This is a genomic window from Clostridium beijerinckii HUN142, assembly GCF_000621745.1.
Lineage (GTDB): Bacteria > Bacillota > Clostridia > Clostridiales > Clostridiaceae > Clostridium > Clostridium beijerinckii_A.
On sequence record NZ_KK211335.1, the window covers coordinates 571,315 to 591,343 of the forward strand.

16 protein-coding genes and 1 riboswitch are annotated in these 20,029 nt (G+C 29.0%); of the genes, 11 read left to right on the plus strand and 5 right to left on the minus strand.

The features are described from left to right. Positions 1-10: 10 nt before the first annotated feature. Positions 11-1,363 carry a PLP-dependent aminotransferase family protein gene (locus T483_RS0120715; RefSeq protein ID WP_035790409.1) on the minus strand — a complete coding sequence of 451 codons (1,353 nt, stop codon included), beginning with the start codon at positions 1,361-1,363 and terminating at the stop codon, positions 11-13. 426 nt (positions 1,364-1,789) lie between these two features. Here T483_RS0120715 and T483_RS0120720 point away from each other — a divergent pair, with 426 nt between their 5' ends. The 9 genes from T483_RS0120720 to T483_RS0120760 all read left to right on the plus strand — a co-directional run bounded on the left by T483_RS0120720 (position 1,790) and on the right by T483_RS0120760 (position 12,319). Continuing rightward, on the plus strand, positions 1,790-3,331 hold the full coding sequence (locus T483_RS0120720; RefSeq protein ID WP_026888550.1) for a GGDEF domain-containing protein: 1,542 nt from the start codon (positions 1,790-1,792) through the stop codon (positions 3,329-3,331). A gap of 167 nt (positions 3,332-3,498) precedes the next feature. Next, positions 3,499-4,464 (plus strand): aromatic acid exporter family protein, encoded by a 966-nt coding sequence (locus tag T483_RS0120725; protein WP_026888551.1) that lies wholly within the window; start codon positions 3,499-3,501, stop codon positions 4,462-4,464. 111 nt (positions 4,465-4,575) lie between these two features. Then, positions 4,576-4,663, plus strand: a riboswitch (cyclic di-GMP riboswitch). Between the two features lie 322 nt (positions 4,664-4,985). After that, positions 4,986-5,318, plus strand: coding sequence for a hypothetical protein (locus T483_RS0120730; protein WP_026888552.1), 333 nt, complete (start codon positions 4,986-4,988; stop codon positions 5,316-5,318). Between the two features lie 54 nt (positions 5,319-5,372). Further along, positions 5,373-6,359 carry a 3-oxoacyl-[acyl-carrier-protein] synthase III C-terminal domain-containing protein gene (locus T483_RS0120735; RefSeq protein ID WP_026888553.1) on the plus strand — a complete coding sequence of 329 codons (987 nt, stop codon included), beginning with the start codon at positions 5,373-5,375 and terminating at the stop codon, positions 6,357-6,359. A gap of 112 nt (positions 6,360-6,471) precedes the next feature. Then, complete coding sequence (locus tag T483_RS0120740) at positions 6,472-7,338, plus strand: radical SAM protein (protein WP_035790410.1); 867 nt, start codon at positions 6,472-6,474, stop codon at positions 7,336-7,338. Positions 7,339-7,579: 241 nt separating this feature from the next. After that, a complete protein-coding gene (locus tag T483_RS0120745) occupies positions 7,580-8,041 on the plus strand; it encodes an RNA polymerase sigma factor (RefSeq protein ID WP_051560483.1) in 462 nt (153 codons plus the stop codon). Next, positions 8,025-9,062: an anti sigma factor C-terminal domain-containing protein gene (locus tag T483_RS0120750; RefSeq protein ID WP_242841899.1), complete on the plus strand. Its 1,038-nt coding sequence runs from the start codon at positions 8,025-8,027 to the stop codon at positions 9,060-9,062. The genes T483_RS0120745 and T483_RS0120750 overlap by 17 nt, the downstream gene beginning before the upstream one ends. A gap of 329 nt (positions 9,063-9,391) precedes the next feature. Then, on the plus strand, positions 9,392-10,852 hold the full coding sequence (locus T483_RS0120755) for an ArnT family glycosyltransferase (protein WP_026888557.1): 1,461 nt from the start codon (positions 9,392-9,394) through the stop codon (positions 10,850-10,852). Positions 10,853-10,963: 111 nt separating this feature from the next. After that, positions 10,964-12,319: an APC family permease gene (locus T483_RS0120760; protein WP_026888558.1), complete on the plus strand. Its 1,356-nt coding sequence runs from the start codon at positions 10,964-10,966 to the stop codon at positions 12,317-12,319. Positions 12,320-12,413: 94 nt separating this feature from the next. Here the strand turns inward: T483_RS0120760 and T483_RS0120765 are convergent, their stop codons facing one another. Genes T483_RS0120765 through T483_RS0120775 form a run of 3 tightly spaced genes read right to left on the minus strand, consistent with a single transcriptional unit; the run spans position 12,414 to position 15,359 of the window. Continuing rightward, entirely contained in the window at positions 12,414-13,388 is a 975-nt protein-coding gene (locus T483_RS0120765; protein ID WP_026888559.1) for an acyl-CoA dehydratase activase, read from the minus strand. After that, the gene (locus T483_RS0120770; protein WP_026888560.1) at positions 13,376-14,467 is read right to left on the minus strand and encodes a 2-hydroxyglutaryl-CoA dehydratase; all 1,092 of its coding nucleotides are present in this window, start codon (positions 14,465-14,467) and stop codon (positions 13,376-13,378) included. The genes T483_RS0120765 and T483_RS0120770 overlap by 13 nt, the downstream gene beginning before the upstream one ends. A gap of 4 nt (positions 14,468-14,471) precedes the next feature. After that, a complete protein-coding gene (locus tag T483_RS0120775; RefSeq protein ID WP_026888561.1) occupies positions 14,472-15,359 on the minus strand; it encodes an acyl-CoA dehydratase activase-related protein in 888 nt (295 codons plus the stop codon). Positions 15,360-15,674: 315 nt separating this feature from the next. Between T483_RS0120775 and T483_RS0120780 the strand changes: the two genes are divergently transcribed. After that, a complete protein-coding gene (locus tag T483_RS0120780) occupies positions 15,675-16,628 on the plus strand; it encodes a DMT family transporter (RefSeq protein ID WP_026888562.1) in 954 nt (317 codons plus the stop codon). A gap of 105 nt (positions 16,629-16,733) precedes the next feature. Next, positions 16,734-17,498, plus strand: a complete 765-nt coding sequence (locus T483_RS0120785; protein ID WP_026888563.1) for an N-acetylmuramoyl-L-alanine amidase family protein — start codon at positions 16,734-16,736, stop codon at positions 17,496-17,498. 151 nt (positions 17,499-17,649) lie between these two features. Here T483_RS0120785 and T483_RS0120790 read toward each other — a convergent pair whose 3' ends face one another. Continuing rightward, positions 17,650-19,914 (minus strand): glycoside hydrolase family 3 C-terminal domain-containing protein, encoded by a 2,265-nt coding sequence (locus T483_RS0120790; protein WP_026888564.1) that lies wholly within the window; start codon positions 19,912-19,914, stop codon positions 17,650-17,652. Positions 19,915-20,029: the final 115 nt, after the last annotated feature.

Below are 20,029 nucleotides of genomic sequence, written 5' to 3' on the forward strand. Positions count from 1 at the left end.
AGATCTTTTATTATTGTATTTGTGATAATTTTAATATTTCATCATAAATAATATTTAATGCTAATTTCAAATCAACAGAATTAATTCTAGCAATACTGAGTCTTAGACTATTGTTAAAATTCTCTGTATTATAGTATGATGCTGAATTATGGGCTAGAAAGATATTTTTGCTTTTTAAGTTGTCTAATAATTTATTACAGCTGATATGAGGCGCTAATCTTATAGTAGAATAATAACCAGAACTTCCGCCAAGTATCTTAACTAAATTTGAGTCCCAAGTAGAAGTTATTTTCCTTAATAATTTTAAAGTGTCCTTTAAATTGTTAGAAAGAATAGTTACATGCTTATCATATATAGAGCTTTTTATATATGATTCAAGTGTTGCTTGAGACACCAATGATGGCATGTAATATGAAAAATAATATGAGTATCTCATCCATTCCTTAAAGCCATTAATTAAATCATCAGGAATTATAGCTACACCAATTCTTATATAAGGTATTGTCTTTGAAAAGCTTCTAAGGTATATACAATTCCTAAAATCCGAGTAATAGTAAAGAGGTGAATATCTTGACAAGGTACTTAAATCTGAAAAATAATCATCTTCGATAATATATACATTGTAAGTATGGGCAAGCTTCATTATTGCTTTTCTTTGATTTAATGAATAATAAGTGCCTAAAGGGTTATGATTTCTAGGAATCGTATAAAAGAATTTAATATTTTGGGTTTTAAATATTTCTTCAAGTTCATATAAATTAATTCCATTCTCATCTCTTTTTATAGTTTTAACTTTCATATTCTCATACTTTAAAAAGTTTATATAATAAGTATAAGATGGATCCTCGATAAGTATAGTATCATTGCCGTTTGGAAATTCCATCTTTGAAAAAAGAGTTAATACTTGTAGAATACCTTGAGATAGAATTAAATTTTTGCTTTTAGAATATATATCATCCTTCATAAGTAAATCAGTTAACAGTTCACGTAGAGAAGGAAGTCCTTCTAAATCCATATTTAGAGACATGTTGCCATGGAGCTCTAAGGCTGAGTTTAGACAATGCTGAATATCCTTTATTGGGATATTGCTAACTAAAGAGTTGCCAGTTGATAGGTCATAAATATTAGTTTGATTTGTATTAAATCGTACAAGGTTATCAGCAACGTAAAATCCACTCTGAGGTGAAGAGTAAACTATATGTTCATTGCATAGGTTATCGTAGGCTTTAATCACAGTTCCTTTACTGCATTTGTATTCTTTGCAGAGGGATGTAATTGATGGTAGTTTAGCACCTTGAGGCATTTGATCAAGTATTATTTTTTGTTTTATATCATATGAAATTTGTTCGTATATCTTCAACAATTTAATCCCCCCTAAATTTTTATAAAATTAGTTTAACATATATAAATAATTTTATAAATAATCTCTAAATGACTATTCGAAAGCATAATATATAATTTCTATTTGAAAATATTACATGATAAGTTCACTTAAAAATAATTCTAGTACTATTAGGACGAAAAATAATGTAATGTTGTATTTAATGTTAATAATTATATATATTAATACATTTATTTTTAATAAGTTTAAAAATTCGATATTTTAATGAAAGAATATGTTATAATTTTCTTGTTAAAATGGAGCATATTTAAATAAAATATTGAAGTTGGAAATAATATACCGTAGACAATATATATGGAAAAATAATCAGTAAATTATATATAGTTAATAAGTAGGATGATTTGTTTAAAAATAATTTATTTAATATTAGTATCTTAGGAGAAAACAATGGAGAAGAATTCAGTTAGATATACTAGAGTTATAAAAACGATAAGAAAAAGATATATATTAGCATTGAGCATAATTATTTTTGCATTATCACTAAGTCAGATAATAGTACAATGTAATATAAATAATGAAATGAGTTATTCTAGGATAATCAATATTGCAGGGAGACAAAGAATGCTTAGTCAAAAAATTTCAAAAGATGTATATGCTATTTGTTTATCAGATAATAAAGAAATGAAAGATTTATATATAGATGAATTAGCGTCAGCATTAGAAATATGGAAAAAATCTAATACTGATTTGCAAAGAGGGAATATTGAAGAGGGTATTTCGAAAATAAGCAATAAAAAAATTGAAGATATGTTTTTAATTATAAAAGAGCCGTATGAAGCAATGATTAATAGTTCACTCGAAATTATATATATGGCAAAGAGCAGTAATTACAATAAAAGCGAATTTTTGAGTAAAATGCAAATAATCCAAGATAACGAAAAGGTATTTCTTAAAGGGATGGATGATATAGTTTTTCAATATGACTTAGATGCCAAAGAAAAAATTTTAATGATAAAGAATATTGAAATTATTTTATTAGCTATAACATTGATATTAATATTATTTGAAATTTTATTCATATTTGTTCCTGCAGAAAAGAGCATAATTAAAGCTTTTAAAGATATTAATGAAAGCCGAAAAAATTTTTATAAACTATTTGAAGTAGCGCCTGGGGCTATGTTTCTGGTGGATTATGAAACAGAAGATGTAATTCTTATAAATAAGCAGGGTAAGGATTTTAAAAGCAAGTTATTCGGAAAGGATAAAAAATTAAATATAAGAAATATTATATTTTCTAAAGTTGAAAATAATGATGAATGGATTAAAAAAATAAAATTTAATGAAAGACTTGAAAACCAAGAGATAGTTATTACAACTGAAGCAGAAAAAAGTGTAGCGATGCTTATATCATCTATTAAATTATATTTTGGTAAAAAAAGTACCATATTATTAGCTATTGCTGATATAACAAATCAAAAAAAAGAAAAGGAGAATTTAAAAAAGTTAGCTGATTTTGATGAACTTACTGGGATTTTTAATAGAAGATGTGGATTTAGCATTCTCGAAAATACTTATGCAAAAGCAAAAAGTGAAAATAAGGATTTTTCCATATGCTTTATTGATATTGATGGTCTAAAATTAGTAAATGATAAATTTGGGCATGATGAAGGTGATTGGTACATAAAAACAGTTGCCAATTGTATTAAAGAGAATATAGGAGAAAGCAACTCGGTATTTAGGCATGGAGGGGACGAATTTATTGTTATTTTTTCTGTATCAGATAGTGGACAAGTAAACGAAATTATTGATAAAATACAAAAAGGATTAAAAATAATAGAAGATTCAGAAAGTAAAGCGTATAAGATAAGAATAAGTTTTGGAGTAGCGGCTTATAAATTGAGTGAATCGGACAATTTAGAGGAATTTATAAGGAAAGCTGATTATAAAATGTATGAAAATAAAAGGTCAAAAAAACTTATAGGTAGTTAAATATATGCCTCTTTTAGCTTTGAAAAAAGAGGCATATATTTAATTATCAACCTAGAACACGTGTGCACAGGTGTTTTGATTTTAAGATATTTGTGAAATATAGATCTTATGAGAGATTGAAATTAATTCAGTGAATAAAAGTTTAAACATAATAGGAGAAGGTGAAAATGATGAAATATTTACAATCTAAGACGTTTAAAATGGCATTATCGGCTACAATAGCAATTATTATATCAAATTATATTGGTTTACAATTTGGGGTAACTTCAGGAATCATAGCAATACTGAGTATTCAAGATACAAAGAAAGAATCTTTATTGGTTGCAGGAAGAAGAATAATTGCTTCTGCATTAGCCATTCTTTTGTCGTTTATACTATATTTATTACTTGGAAATAATCCAATCATATTCGGATTATTTTTAGTTATATTTATAAAAACAACAACAATTTTAAAAATAGAAGAAGGAATGGTAGTTGGATCTGTATTATCAACACATTTGCTTACAAGTACAAATATAAATGTTTTGTGGATTATAAATGAAGCGCAATTAACTGTAATAGGAATTGGGGTAGCAATGATGTTTAACTTATATACCGCATCATTGGAAGAACAATTTGAAAAAAACAAAGAAAGAATAGAAGATTATTATAGAGCTATATTATCAGATATGGCAGTAAGCCTTGTTACTCAAGCTGTACCAATTTATGAAAAACAAATATCAGTGAATGTTGAGGAACTAATTAATAAATCTAAATTTATGGCACAGATAATAAATAATAACCATCTATTTAAGAAAAATGATTATTATTTAAGTTATATAGAAATGAGAATAATACAGCTAGATACAATGAAAAGAATGAAAAGGCATTTTTCGAGGTTTTATATAACTTATGACCAAACAAGAATATTATCAGAATTTACAAACCAAGTTGCAATGAATCTTAAGGAAGATAATGATTGTGTAGAACTTATAAATAAACTAAATTTACTTAGGAATGATTATGAAAAAATGGATTTGCCTAAGAATAGAAATGAATTTGAAAATAGAGCTTTATTATTTCAGTTTCTGAATGATTTAGAAGATTTCTTAGTTATTAAGAAAGAATTTAAGGAATCTTTTCAGAATAGATAGAGATTATAAATATAACTTACTAAAATTAGTTTTAATGTCATTAATGGTAAAAAAATCAGTATAAATATTGAAATTTATCAAAAATAAGTGTAAAATTATGCATATCATATGCATTGATAATAGCACACTTGCCGAAAGGTAGGGCCGCAAAGCTATGGGTCTAAAGAAATTTATTTTCAATGATTGCCAGGTTGCCAAAATGTACTTATAAACATTATTTGTTTGTTTATTTTTGGTGCCTATTAATAATTAATAGGCACTTTTTTATTCTCTAGGAATTTATTATTGAGGCAAAGTCTGTGAACAAATTATGAAAAATGCTAATTAAGAGGGTTATGTTTTATAAAGAGAATAAAAAAGAAAATATATTGCATGCATAAAATGTTCTTATATGCAGCATAGCTGCCATTTCTGATGTGCAGATTTTTATCACATACGCTTAAAAAGATAGATGCGTAAAAAATCATTGAAAATTATGTATATGGTAATAGTTTTAAATAAAGAAAGGTTAGGTGTAGTAAATGAAAAAGTATCAATTGTCTTTGGATAAAGCAAAAAAGGAGATTAACATAAGGATATGGGGAATGTTTGAACCAGATGATGCTAATAGTTTTATTGAAGATTTTAGAAAAGAATTATCTCCTATACAAACATCAGAATACGTGTTATGTTTTGATGCAAGGGAGTTAAACGTTTCAAGACAAGAAATGCTACCAATGTTAGAAGGATGCTTTCAAATGTACAAGGCTTGCAAGTTTGCAAAAGTTATAGCGAATGTTGGAAGCAATGTTACCCTAAAGATGCAATTATCAAGAATAAGTAGAAATACTGGATTGGCAATTGAAATAATTTAGAATAACAATATAACTTATATTATTAAATTGGATTACATTAGCTAGGAGATTATTATGGGAATAAGACTAAGTTGTATTGATATTTGTCATGCATCTAAAGTTGTTTCAAATGATGTTTATTTAAAACATTTTGAAAAACAGGATAAGAATGTAGGACATTTATTAGCGGATATAATGGGTAGAGATAAACGATTTATGTTTAATGAAGAAGAAACAACCTTATCTCTAGCAGTAAAAGTAGCAAAATCTGTATTAGATAAAGCAAGCTTAACAGGTAATGATATAGATGTATTAGTTTATTCATCTATATTATCGGAATATGTAGCGCCAGCAACATCCATTCTAATACATAAGGAATTAAATGCAGGAAGAAACGTAATGTGCTTTGATATGAACGCAAATTGTGCGGGTATGACTATCGCACTAGAGCATATATCAAATTATTTAATGTCATCAAAGCGAGCTAAAAGAGCATTGATTATTGGTTGTGATGATGTTGATTCATTAGCTGATTCAAGTAATGAACTTTGCTATGGAAATTATGGACATGCTGCATGCGCAATAATTTTAGAAAAAGTTGAAGAAGAGTGCGGAATAGTTGATGCAGAATATTATATAAACACAGAGGAAAGCCATAATGTAATGTATCCAAGTAAGGGATTCTCTAATTTCTTCAAATCAAAAGATGTAGATGAACTTTACTTGAAATGGTTGCCATTTGATGGAGGGGAATGTGTTTATCCAGCAGCAGAGATTGCTAAAAATATGCTGAAGAAAAATGGTTTAGAAAATAAGGACATTAATATGTTCTGCTTTTCTCAGTTTGCGTTTATAAATATAAAAAATATAAGACAACTTTTAGATATAGGAGAAGATAAGAGTATCTATATAGGAAATAAATATGGATATACTGGTACTACTAGTCCTTTTATAGCATTGTATGAATCAATACAGGAAGGTAGAGTTAAGAGAGGGGACTATGTGATTTTTTGGACTATCGGATCTGGTTCACAGAGTATAGTGATGTTATATAAATATTAGTATTAGAAAATGCTCTTCATAAATATAACCTTCTGTAGTAAAATCTATAGAAGGTTATATTTATGATTTGATGCTATGTTAATTAAAGAATAACAGAGGAGATGGTTTAATAATGTACGATTATCCACTATATAGACCTCCAAGTGAAAGTAATAGTCTTATAATACAAGTAACATTGGGGTGTTCTCATAATAAATGTAATTTTTGTAATATGTATAAATCTAAAAAATTTACAATAAAATCTCTGGAAGAGATTAAAACAGATATAAATTATCTTAGAGAAATTCACTCGCATGTAGAAAAAATATTTTTGGCAGATGGTGATGCGTTAATAATCCCAACGGAAAAGTTAAAAGAAATATTAACGCTTATAAGAAATACATTTCCTGAATGCAGGAGAGTAACTCTTTATGGGTCACCAAAATCAATATTAGGTAAAACTCATCAAGAGTTGAAAGAACTTAAAGATTTAGGTTTATATATGATATATATGGGTGTTGAAAGTGGAAGCGATGAGGTTTTAAACGATATAAATAAAGGAGTAAGTAGTAACGAGATAATTGATGCAGCTAGAATGATTAAAAATGCAGATATATTGTTATCAGTAACAGTTATAGCTGGAGTTGGTGGTATTGAAAAGAGCGATATTCATGCAATTAAAACAGGTGAATTAATAAGCACTATAGATCCAAATTATTTAGGTGTATTAACTCTCATGGTTGAAGAAGAAACAGATTTGTATAATAAAATATTAAGGAAGGAATTTGAACTTCTAAGCGACAAAGAAGTATTAAATGAGATAGGGATATTAATACAGCATATTAATGTTGATGAAGCAGTTATATTCAGATGTAATCATGCATCAAATTATGTGTCTCTAAGAGGAAGTCTACCAGTAGATAAAGAAAAATTGCTTAATCAAATTAACTATTATTTAAAAACTAATCAAATAAAACAAGAAGAATATAGGAGATTGTAAAGAAACAGAGGCATTATATAAAATATAATGCCTCTGTTTCTTTATAGTTTTTATCATTGTGAAAGTATAATTTTCAAAAATATAGTGGATGTATGTTCACTTTTTCATATACTCAAAAGTTATATATATGTGGTACCATTAAAAAATGAAAAATAATTGTTTATAGAATAAATACTAATCATTATTTTTAGTGTGTTCAGTAAAGGGGGGATGAAGCATTAAAGATAGTATATGTGATTTAATAAAAAAAGATTTATCTATAATATATAGGTATTTGATTTCCATAGGAGCATCAAAGGAAGATTCAGAGGATATTATACAAGAAACTTTTATTAAGACTTATGAAAATATTGATATATTAATCGATGGAAATATAAAAGCATGGATGTTTAAAGTATCTATCAATAAATTTTATACATTGTACAAAAAAAGTAAAGTTAACATAAGTTTAACTGATGAATTATTGAGTAATATTGAAAGTGAGTTTAGTGTTACTAATATAGATAGTTCATTAGACGTTAATAGAGTTTTGGCGCTTATGAAAGAGAGCGAAAAGAATTTGTTAGTTTTAAAGTATAGTTCGGGATTATCGTATAAGGAGATAGGAAAGCTGCTTGATATTGAAGAGGGATCAGCTAAGACTTTATGCTATAGAGCAAGAAATAGATTCAAGAAAATATGGGAAGGTGAAGAATTTGAGTAAAGATATTGACGAATTGTTTTCTGATAGAATGGAAGAAGAAATAAAAAAAGAAGTGAAAAAGAAAAGAAACAAATTAAATGTGAAACTTATTGCAATTGGAATTATTTCAACTTTAATTATAATTATCGTTGGAAATCTGGCTTTAAATGTTGTAAGTAATAAATATGTAGAGAGTTCATATTCAAAAGAGAAAATAATAAAGCAGTTAGAATATTCTATAATGTATCCCGATGAGTATATAGGAGAAGAAAGGTGCATTGGAATAGGATATTTTAAGTATGAGACTGTTGATTATATTAGTAAAAGGATAGGAAGCAGGGTTCTTTTTGCTGGGTCAAAAACTAATAATAGAAGTATATTTGATAATAAGTTTGAAAAAGTTGATCAAGGTGGACGGACAATAAGTAACATTCCTTTAAATGATGATATAAATAAAAGGTATAGTACTGCATATGGATTAAGAGAATTACATTTTCTATATCCGTATGTCCATTATGCAAGTAATATATATGAATATGAAACAGATAAAAATAAAGGTACAGAAGATGAAATATCGGCAGGTAAAGAGAACACAATAAATGATTTTCATTTTTTAGATGAAATAGATGATAATAAAATGGTAGAAATGGCTTTGTCTTTTGATAAATACTATACTTATGAAGAAGTAAATAGTATTTTGGATAGTAACCTAATAACATTTTACTGGGTAGATAATAATTCAGATGAGGAAAAGAAACATATTATTGAAGTTAATAATCCAGCATTCGATGTTATTGGAATAAAATCTATTGATGGAGCAGGAGAGTTTAGAAGTGATACAGACGGTAGAATGCAAAACTTTAAGGCAGCGATTAAACAGTTAAAGGATATTGGGAAGACTCAGTATATAAAAAATATCGATGAGAATGATATTAGAATAATTGGAGCTGTAGTGGTTGGAAGTCCAAAAGAACTAAAGGAGATGAAGAACAATCCTATTATAAAACATGCTGTCTTAGGCACTGTGGTTGATAAATATTAATTAAAGGGAAAAATTTAATTTTAGTAGTAATAATGCAATAGTTGATTATGAAAGTAACTTTTGGTTCTAGACTGAAAGTTACTTTTTCTATTCTCTATGAATTTATATTGTAATGAAATCTGTGGGCATTGTGCCCCTTGTGGGTATAAATCATGGAAAATACTGATTCAGAAGGTCATGTTTTAAATGAGAATAAAAAAAGAAAATATATTCGCCTACATAAAATGTTCTTATATGCAGAGATGTATATATTTTTCAAGCTAAGGTTAATATAGTAAATGATTTTATAAGGTTAAAATATTAAGCATATATTACGAGGAGAGTAAAGCATGAGCATGTTTAGAACAAAGTTAATTGATAATATTATAGGGCTTGTTGAAAAATGTTACTACATTATATTAATAGTTATATTGATAGTTGCATCCTTTAATATATTTAACAATTTAGGGGTCATTCCTATTTATAGCTGGGATGAGGCACGACATGGTGTTAGCGCTTATGAGATGATAAAAAATAGTAATTATATAGTAAATACATATGCTTATAAAAACGATTATTGGAACTTAAAACCACCAATAAGCTTTTGGACAATAGCTATTGGATATAAGATTGCAGGATTTAATGCTTTAGGACTAAGATTATTTTCTGCATTTGCAGCCATAATAACTATAGTGCTTGTAGCAATTTTTAGTTTGAATATCTATGGGAGATTGACATCGCTGATTGCGACAACTGTGCTAACAACAACAATCCCATTTATTACAGAGCATTGTGCAAGGACAGGAGATGCAGATGCCATATACGTTTTGTTTTTTACAATATCAGTAATGTCGTTGATTTTGGTGGAAAGGAGTAAAAAATGGATATACGTATTTGGATTATCATTTTCAGCAGCTTTTTTAACTAAAAGTTTTCATGCAGGTAATATCTTTGTTATAGGAATACTATATTTAATATTTAGTAAAAATTTATTTAAATTAACATTAAAGCAAATTTTGACATTAGCATTGAGTGCATCTTTTCCCATTATTATATGGGCAATCTTGAGATATGCCAATGATGGAATAGATTTTTTTAAGACTATGATAGAATTTGATTTGCTAGCAAGAACATCAAGACCTTTAGAAGGGCATATTGGCGGAAAGTGTTACTACATTGAACATTTGCAATGGTCATATTTTTACTGGAATCTTGTATTTGTAGCTGTTAGTATGACATATTTAGCTATAGCGCATAGATATATTACAGACAGGAAGTTAATAAATTGTAATTTGGTAATATGGGTGTCAATGATTATTCCTTTCATATTATATACTCTCTCAAAAACGAAAATTTCATGGTATGTTTTACCGATATATCCTGCCGCAGCAATATGGATAGGATATGCATCAGGTTTTATATTAAAAGAGCGTAATAGAAATTTTGCTACACAAATAGTGTTGGTTGCTATGATTATATTATCCATATATAAAAGTGAAGAAGTTATAGTAACTAGAATTTCAAATCCAAAAGAGGACTTGAGTCAAGAGCTTATTAAGGAAATCGGAAACTTGCCAGAATATCATGGAGAAAAAATGTATGTAAATCATTTTGAGCAAAGCTATTGGCTGGATAGTGAGCTTTATGCAGATTTGACTCCATTAGAAGGTGGTATAGAAGGATTTTTGAAAGATAAGGAAGATAAAACATTATTATTTATTAAAAAAGAAGATTTGGACTCACTTGGAAATGAAAAAGATAATTTAAAAGTTATACTTGAAAATGATGAGGCCTATATTTTTGCAAAATAATATAATTATGGTTTTTTGTTGACGAAATTCATTACGAATTATACAATAGAAAAAGTGTTTTGTTTAATATTATATATATAAAATTTAAAATTGAGTCAGGAGATGACTAGCATGAATGAATCAACGCAAAAGAATAAGGAAACTGTTATTCCTAAAGGTTTAAAAAAAGAAATAGGACTTATTGAAGCTATTACTATAGTTATAGGGGTAGTTATAGGGTCAGGAATTTTCTTTAAGGCGTCATCAGTGTTTAAAAATGCAGGGACACCAACTCTGGGAATAATGGCTTGGGTGATTGGTGGATGTATAACGATAGCTTCAGCTTTAACAGTTGCTGAAATTGCAGTAGCAATTCCTAAGACAGGTGGAGTTTTTGTCTATATTAAAGAGTTATATAGTGAAAAATGGGCATTTTTATTTGGTTGGATGCAGACGTTAATCTATGTACCAGGGGTGGCAGCTGCATTATCAATAGTTTTTGTTACTCAAGCAACTTATTTTATTCCAGATTTAACACCTATGATACAGAAAATATTCGCTATATGCATTCTGTTTTTTGTAATGGCTTTAAATGTTCTATCATCAAGACTTGGTGGGAAGGTTCAAGTAATTTCTACAATTGGTAAGCTTGTTCCAATAATTTTTATTGTTATATTTGGATTAATAAATGGTACAGCTCATGATTTCTCGACAACTGTATTTGCTTCAAATACATCAGGAGCAGCAGGATTCGGAGCTGCAATACTGGGGACTCTATGGGCTTACGACGGATGGATTAGCGTAGGAAATATGGCTGGGGAGCTTAAAAATCCAGAAAAAGATCTCCCAAAGTCAATAATAATGGGATTAATAGCAATAATAATAGTGTATATATTAATTAATGTAGCAATAATAAATATAATGCCAGTTAACGATGTAATACTTTCTTCCAAGCCAGCTTCAGATGCAGCGGTAATATTGTTTGGAAATATGGGAGCGGCTTTAATCGCAGTAGGCATAATGATTTCTATTTTTGGAGCGCTAAATGGATATCTAATGACAGGGGTTAGAATACCTTTTGCTATGGCTCAGGATAATCTTTTCCCTTTTCCCAAATTTTTTGGGAAAATCAATGAAAAATTTGAGACTCCTATAAATACATTTGCTTTTGAAGTATTACTAGCAAGTTTATATGTATTAAGTGGATCTTTTGACAAACTTACAAATTTAGCTGTATTTGTAATGTGGATATTTTTTGTTATGTGCGTATGTGGGATTTTTATATTGAGGCGTAAACATAAAGAATTAAAAACTTCATACAAAGTTCCTTTATATCCAATTGTTCCATTGATTGGAATAGTTGGTGGGCTGTACATATTAATAAGTACTTTTATAACAGATTCATTAAGTGCAATATATGGAATAGGAATAACTTTAATAGGTCTTCCAGTTTATTTTTATATAAGAAAAAAATATAAAAGAGATTAATATTATATAGCAATACAGACTAAGTAATTAAAATCAATTACTTAGTCTGTACTTTTTATCCTTAATTCTGTAAGAAACAACTATGTTTTTATAACTAAGCACCTTTTGTGATATTTTGATTAATAGTATTGGTCCATTTTCCACAGCGATCTCCAAAGCATCCTATTATTATATTATCATCTTCTATTCTTACAACTTCGCACCTATTAGAGCAGCCTTCACACTCAAAGCTAGTGGAAATAAAACTAGAATCAGCAATATCAAAACCTCTAAAGTTAGTACCACCGGTTTTATCAACAGTTTCTTTAGCAATAATTGCGGCACCTATGGCTCCCATAACATTATAATGTTCCGGAATGTATACTTCACAGCCTAAAGCTTTTTCAAAAGATGCCTTCATACCTTTGTTGGCTGCTACACCACCCTGAAAGAATATTTTAGGGCATATTTCTTTTCCTTTCCCAATATCATTGAGATAATTTCTAACAAGGGCTTCGCATAACCCGTTTATAATATCAGACTCATTATAACCAAGCTGTTGTTTGTGTATCATATCAGACTCGGCAAAAACTGCACATCTTCCAGCTATTCTTAGTGGAGTTGTTGATTTTAAAGCATAATCTCCAAACTCTTCTATTGGAATTCCTAATCTTTCAGCTTGCCTATCAAGAAATGATCCAGTTCCAGCTGCACAGACATTGTTCATTGCAAAGTCTATGGCAACTCCATCTTTTAATATTATTATTTTTGAATCCTGTCCCCCTATTTCTAAAATTGTCTTAACATCGTTATCTATAGCAAGTGCAGCACATGCGTGAGCTGTTATCTCATTTTTTACTGCATCTGCTCCAAGGATAGAGGATGCAATTTGCCTTCCACTACCTGTAGTACCAACAGCTTTGATTTGTTCATCCTCATATTTCTCTTTCAAGATTTTAAAACCTTCTTGAATTGCATTTATTGGCTTTCCTTTTGTTCTTAGATATAGTTTATCAACGACATTCAGATTATCATCTAAAAGAACAATGTCAGTACTTACTGAGCCGACATCAACACCTAAATAATACATTTTTGCTTTCTCCTTTCCAATAGATCTAGGAATGCTTCTATTCTTGTAATATATCCTGTTTCACCCGTCATTTCGTCAACCACAAGAGTTAAAATAGGAAAATTCTTATCTTTAGATATGGAAGGAAGCACCGCTTTACAAACAATTTCTGGCATACATCCCATAGGGAATATCTGTATGGCACCATCAAATCCATCATGTGCCGCCATTACTGCTTCTCCAATGCATTCTCGTGCGTGTCCTCCAATATATAATGGAAGATATTCTTTAGAAGCTTTTCGTATATCTAAAGAGTTCATTCCAACAACTGACATAATAGAGTTTTTAGCCCACCAACTTGGTGTAAGTTTTCTTTGGGTTGAAACTCCATATTCCATAAGTTTATCCTCAATAAAAAGGTTTGAAAATGGTTCGATTATTGTATAGATTTCTCCTATTATTGCTACTTTTATTGGATTCCTATCACTACATATCTCCAGGGAATCTAGTCTTTTATCATATTTGTTTAGTATTTTTATCATCTCATTAGGGCTATTACTATTTTCAGCATCAATTTTACATTTGCTTAAGAGCTTTTTACATTCATTTTTATTTTTTTCATATCCTGCTAAGTAATGTGCTTTTGCCTCTATTTTATCTATTAGATTTAAAACTTTAAATCCTATACGTAATGCATTTAGCTTTTGCGGCATATTTTTATTGCTGCTAGATGAGATGGAAGATATCCTATTTAGAAATTCTTTTGGGCCTATTTCTGACGGTTTATCTAATACAATAAAATTTAAATTATGTCCCAATTTTTTTAGAGTGTTTATTTGGAGCTCGCAATATTCTCCATATCTGCAAGGTCCGCAGCTTCCGGTAATTATTATTGTATCTGCGCCTTGTTCGATTCCCTGTATGTAATTTCCCATCATAAGTTTAAATGGGAGGCACATATCATCTGGAGAATACATAGATCCTATTTCTAATGATTTTTTACTGTTGAATTCTGGAATTATATAGTCTATGCCAAGAGTATCAAACACTGCTTTAGTAACCAGATATGTATTTCCCAAATGAGGCATCATAATTTTCATAACATTACTTCCTTTCTAACATGTCGACAAAGGCTTCTATTCTTGTGTCAAATCCAGATTCTCCAGTATGTTCATCAACTTTTAATACTAAGAAAGGAAAATCTTTCACTTTTTGTTTTATAAGATCTATAACAACAGAATCAATACCACAAGCAAACGAAGATATGTATACTATACCGTTAATTTTTTTATTTTCTGCTAAGTATGTAGATGCCCCGTAAGCATTTTTTGCAAATGTCCAGAAAGGTCTTTTAAATAATTCAGTTGTTTTGTCAGCAATAGAGGCTTCGTCTATAAATTCTTCCGTTATAATACCAACACCTAATTTATTTAATTTTTTCACTAAGTTCATATTCACAAATTTATCATAGATATTATAAGGATGGCCAATTAGAGCTATATTTAATTTATAGCCATAGCTTTTAATTCCTATTTCATATTCATCTTGTGCTATTAAAGCTTTATTATAAGCATCCCGAATTCTTTTTTTGTTTGTTGTTATTAATCCTCCAGTTGAAACTATCCATTTATATAATTTTTCTTTTGACGTTGCATAAATAGGAACCATAGTAACTTTTGGCATATTGGGAATGCTATTTATGATCATTTCAGGTAAGCTGCAAAATTTGGGACAGATAAATTCATGTTCACTTAATTGCATAATTCTAGGGATAACCATTAAATCACATTTATCTTTTATTGCATTTACATGGCCATGAAAAATTTTAATAGGCAAACATGCTTCGTTTACACAGTTTTTTACACCTTCATCAAGTATTGTTTTGTTTGTATCTGGTGATCTAACAATATCTGCACCAAGTTCAGAAAAGAACTTCTCAAGGAAAGCAGAATATTTGTAATTTAATAGTCCATTGGGAATTCCAACCTTCATATACATTTCACTCCTATAAAACTCATGCTCATTATTATATTTTTTTCAAAATTGCTAGAATTATTCATAAAAATTGGATTGATTTATATTTTTATTTAAAGTTTTACATTAAATTATTAAAATACCATTTTATCTATATTAAAAATAACAAAGTGTTTTCTGGATATATCTATATAAGTTGTTGTGGATGGTATTCTTTTATAGTATACTTACTTGGAAATTTATATATTTAAGGGATCTATAATAACTTTTGAGTTCTTGACCTCTTAAGTCCATATTTTAAGATCTATGTACAAGGAAGGAAATGACATAAATATGAAAAATAAATCACATGTAATTCCATACTTTACTGCTATAATAACTAATTTTATTTTTGGATTAAGCTTCTTGTTTTCGAAGCAAGCATTAAGTGTAGCTACACCAATGGAATTACTTTCGTTTAGATTCTTAGCAGCTTTGCTAATAATGACAATTTTGATATTTTTAAAAGTAATAAAGGTAAATTATAAAAATAAGCCTATGAAATGGCTTGTTATTTTGGCTTTTATAGAGCCTATAGTTTATTTTATCTTTGAAACTTATGGAATTAAGAACACATCTTCATCCTTAGGTGGACTTATGATTGCTCTTATACCTATAGTTGTAACAGTTCTAGCTGTGTATCTATTAAAAGAAAAACCATCTGTTAAGCAAATCGTAAGCATAATACTTTCGGTATCTGGAGTAATACTGATAATTCTTATGGAAAATTCTAATGATTCAGGAGGGAGCACTCTATTAGGAATTATACTTCTAGGAGGAGCTGTGTTTTCAGCTGCATTATTTAATATAATAGCAAGAAAAATATCACAACAATTTACAGCGATTGAAGTAACATACTTTATGATGCTTGTTGGAGCTATATTTTTTAATATTGTTTCAATTACTAATCACGTAATAAATGGGAACTTATCAGAATATTTTATACCATTAAGAAGTATAAATTTTATAGTATCTATATTATATCTTGGAATATTATCTTCAGTTGTAGCATATTTTTTGGCTAATTATACGCTTTCTAAAATGGAAGCATCTAGATCAGCTGTATTTGCAAATATATCAACTATAGTATCTATAGCAGCTGGTGTACTTGTATTACATGAAAACTTCCAATTATATCATGTGATAGGATCAGTGATGATTCTAGCGGGTGTATGGGGAACCAATTATTATCAAAAAAAGCTTAATTCAGAAGAGTTTACATCAACTGTCGGTTCTTTTGAACAATAAGCTATATGAATGCATTAGTCTTCCTTCTTAATGAATTAAAATTAAAATTTCCAAATTTTTCTTTAATTATGTAAACAATTCTGGTAATATTTACTAGGGAGGGGGATGAGAAAGTTGGATAATTTTAAGGTGAAATTAGTTACTTTCGTACTTGGTTTTGCAATAGTGTCAAGTTTGGCGCCAGCAATACGTGTACAAGCATCAACATTAACACAAAGCACTTTAAGCAACCAGGCAATGACCGCTATAGCTAACCTTGATAAAAAGAAAAAGACAATAGTGGTTGATCCAGGTCATAACTACGGTGGTGATCTAGGAGCTGCATCTACAATTAAAGGCATAACGTATAAAGAAGTAGATTTAAATATGCAGGTTGCATCTAAGTTAAAAACGGAATTAGAGAAAAGAGGATATAATGTTGTAATGACTAGATATCCTAAGGAAGTACAAACGATAGGGACCAATCAGAGTCTTAAAGATAGAATTACAATTGCCAATACAGCAAATGCAAGTTTATTTGTAAGTATACACCACAATGCTGTAAAGGATGCTCCAGACGCAAAAGGGGTAGAAGTTTATTATAGTTCGGCAGAGCAAAGTCAAAATTTTAAAGGTGGGGTATCTCCTAAAAAGTTAACGATAAGTAAGAACGTAGCAACAGTTATTGATAACAATATTGTTAAGAAGTTTAATTTTAATGATAGAGGTGCAAAGGATAGCAGACTATTCATAAAAAGCACAAATATGCCATCAGTAATTGTGGAAGCAGGATTTATAACTAACGAGGAAGAGGCAAAAAGGTGTTCGGATCCAGTGAGTCAGCAAAAATTAGCAGAAAACATTGCTGAATCCATAAAAACTGTTATATAAATATAATAATGAAAATAAAGAACATGTTTTGGTACCAAGTTGATAAATACTTATATGAAACATGTTCTTTTTAATGTGAATATAATGATCTATAGTTTTCAGCTAAATTGTTGTAATTTTATTTTGAATTATAAATGAAGATATTCTATAATTAAGCTTCATTTGCTGAATATAAAAGATCATTCAGCATTTTTTCGGTGAATGTTCCATTACTTAATGTAGTGAATCTTCCTATAGGAATATTTTTAAAGTAATTTATAAGTTTTTCTTGCGCATTTGTATCAGAAGTTATAGATTGAGCGGCAGTGATTAATAAAGGTTCTACAATTGCCTTAGTTTTTGGATTAATGAGAAACTCTTGTGCGAGTGTATCTCTAGTATAATTAGTTTTAGGTAGATATGGTGACTGAACATAAATGTTTTTAGATAAAGGAAGATCTCTAGAAGATTTACCAATTAAAATTTCATAAGGACCGCTTTCAATTACCCAGTTATTTGTGTTTATATCATAGTGAGAAAAATCTTTTGTATCAATCAAAAAACTCACCTCCTTTTCTTCGTCTGGAAAAAGATATACTTTTGTAAAGGCTTTTAATTCTTTTTCAGGTCTTAAAATGTTATTATCAGTATTTTTTATATATAACTGTACAATTTCTTTACCAAAATATTTTCCGGTATTTTTTACTTTAAGTTTAATTTCTAATGTATCATTATCAGTTAATATATCTTTATCAAGAGTTAAGCTGCTATATTTAAAAGTAGTATAGGACAATCCGAATCCAAAAGGAAATTCAACATTCATATTTTTTTTATCATAATATCTATAGCCTACAAAAAGCCCTTCTTTATACTGTAAATTATTTTCAGAATCTATATAATCTAAATATGTTGGAGTGTCTGACAATTGTATAGGGAAAGTAGTTGGTAATTTACCAGATGGATTAGCGATGCCAAATAGGATTTCTGCAAGAGCACCCCCACTTGCTTGTCCTGGAAGCCATGTTTCTAAAATAGAATCAGCATATTTGGCCCAAGATGATATAGTAACTGGAGATCCATTGCTAAGTACTACAATTAAATTTTTCTGGACTTTACCTATTTCCTTAATTAATTTCACTTGATCAGTGGGGAGATCTAGATTTACCTTGTCAGTATATTCTTTATCATAGTATTCTGGAGTTCCTACAAACAATATAACTATATCCGCGGTACGTGCAGTTTTTCTTGCCTCTGCAAGAAGTGTGTTATCATCATCTTCTGAATTTTTAGAAGTATTATAACCTTTTTCATAATATATTTTGACGGAACTTCCGACGAGTTTTACTATTTCATCATAGGCGTTTTCAAACATTATAGGTATGACGTTAGAATTACCATCACCTTGACATCTTGTTTCTTTTGCATATTCTCCAATTATGGCTAATTTCCTATTTTTTAACCTATCTTTTTTTAAAGGTAAAAGATTACGTTTATTTTTCAAAAGGACAATGCTATCTTCAGCAACTTCTCTTGCTAAATCATTATGTTTTTCTTTGTCATAAATATTGCATTCACATTCTTTTACAGGTTTAATAACTTTAGATATAGTATTTAATATATCTTCAATAGCATTATCAAGGATTGATGAATCTAAAGTACCACTAAGTACAGCTTCTATAATTTGTTTTGTATTATTAGGTGAGTTTGGAAATTCTAAGTCTAATCCAGCCTGTAATGAATTTATTATTGAATTTACTGCATATAAGTCTGATAAAACTAATCCGTCAAAATTCCATCTATTTCTTAAAATATCGATTAACAAATAGTCATTTTCGGTACAAGGTATTCCATTTATTTTATTGTAAGCAACCATTACAGCGAAGGGATTAGAATTTTTTATTATCCGCTCAAAGTTTGATAAATAAACTTCATTTAAAGTTTGTTCATCAATTATGTTATTAATATTTTGTCTATGTGATTCCTGGTTATTTCCAATGTAATATTTAACACATGCTCCAATACCCTCACTTTGGATTCCATTTATAAAAGCTGCACCCATTTCACCACTTAGAACTGGATCTTCTGAAAAATATTGAAAATTTCTTCCGCTTAATGGAGAACGTTGAATATTTACAGCAGGACCAAAGAGAATATTAACATTTTCAGCTAAGCATTCTTCACCAATAGCTTTTCCGACAGAATAAGCAAGATTAACATCCCAAGTTGCGGCCAAGGCAGTAGGCGTAGGAAAACATGTAGCTGGAACAGGGTCATAAGAATCACAGTTTATTTTTGATAATCCATAGGGACCATTCGCAAAAGTTATTGAAGGAATTCCGAATCTTTCAATTTCTTTAGTTTCCCAAAGGTTTTTTCCAGAACAGAGAGATGCTTTTTCTTCTAAAGTCATTTCATTAATTAATTTCTTTATATCCACTCAGATACCACCTTATCTTTCTTAATAGTATTAATTTATACATTTGAAATTAAATTGCAACATATTTTAAGGAAAATTTAGCTCTCATTATTATATATTTAAAGTAAATAATATA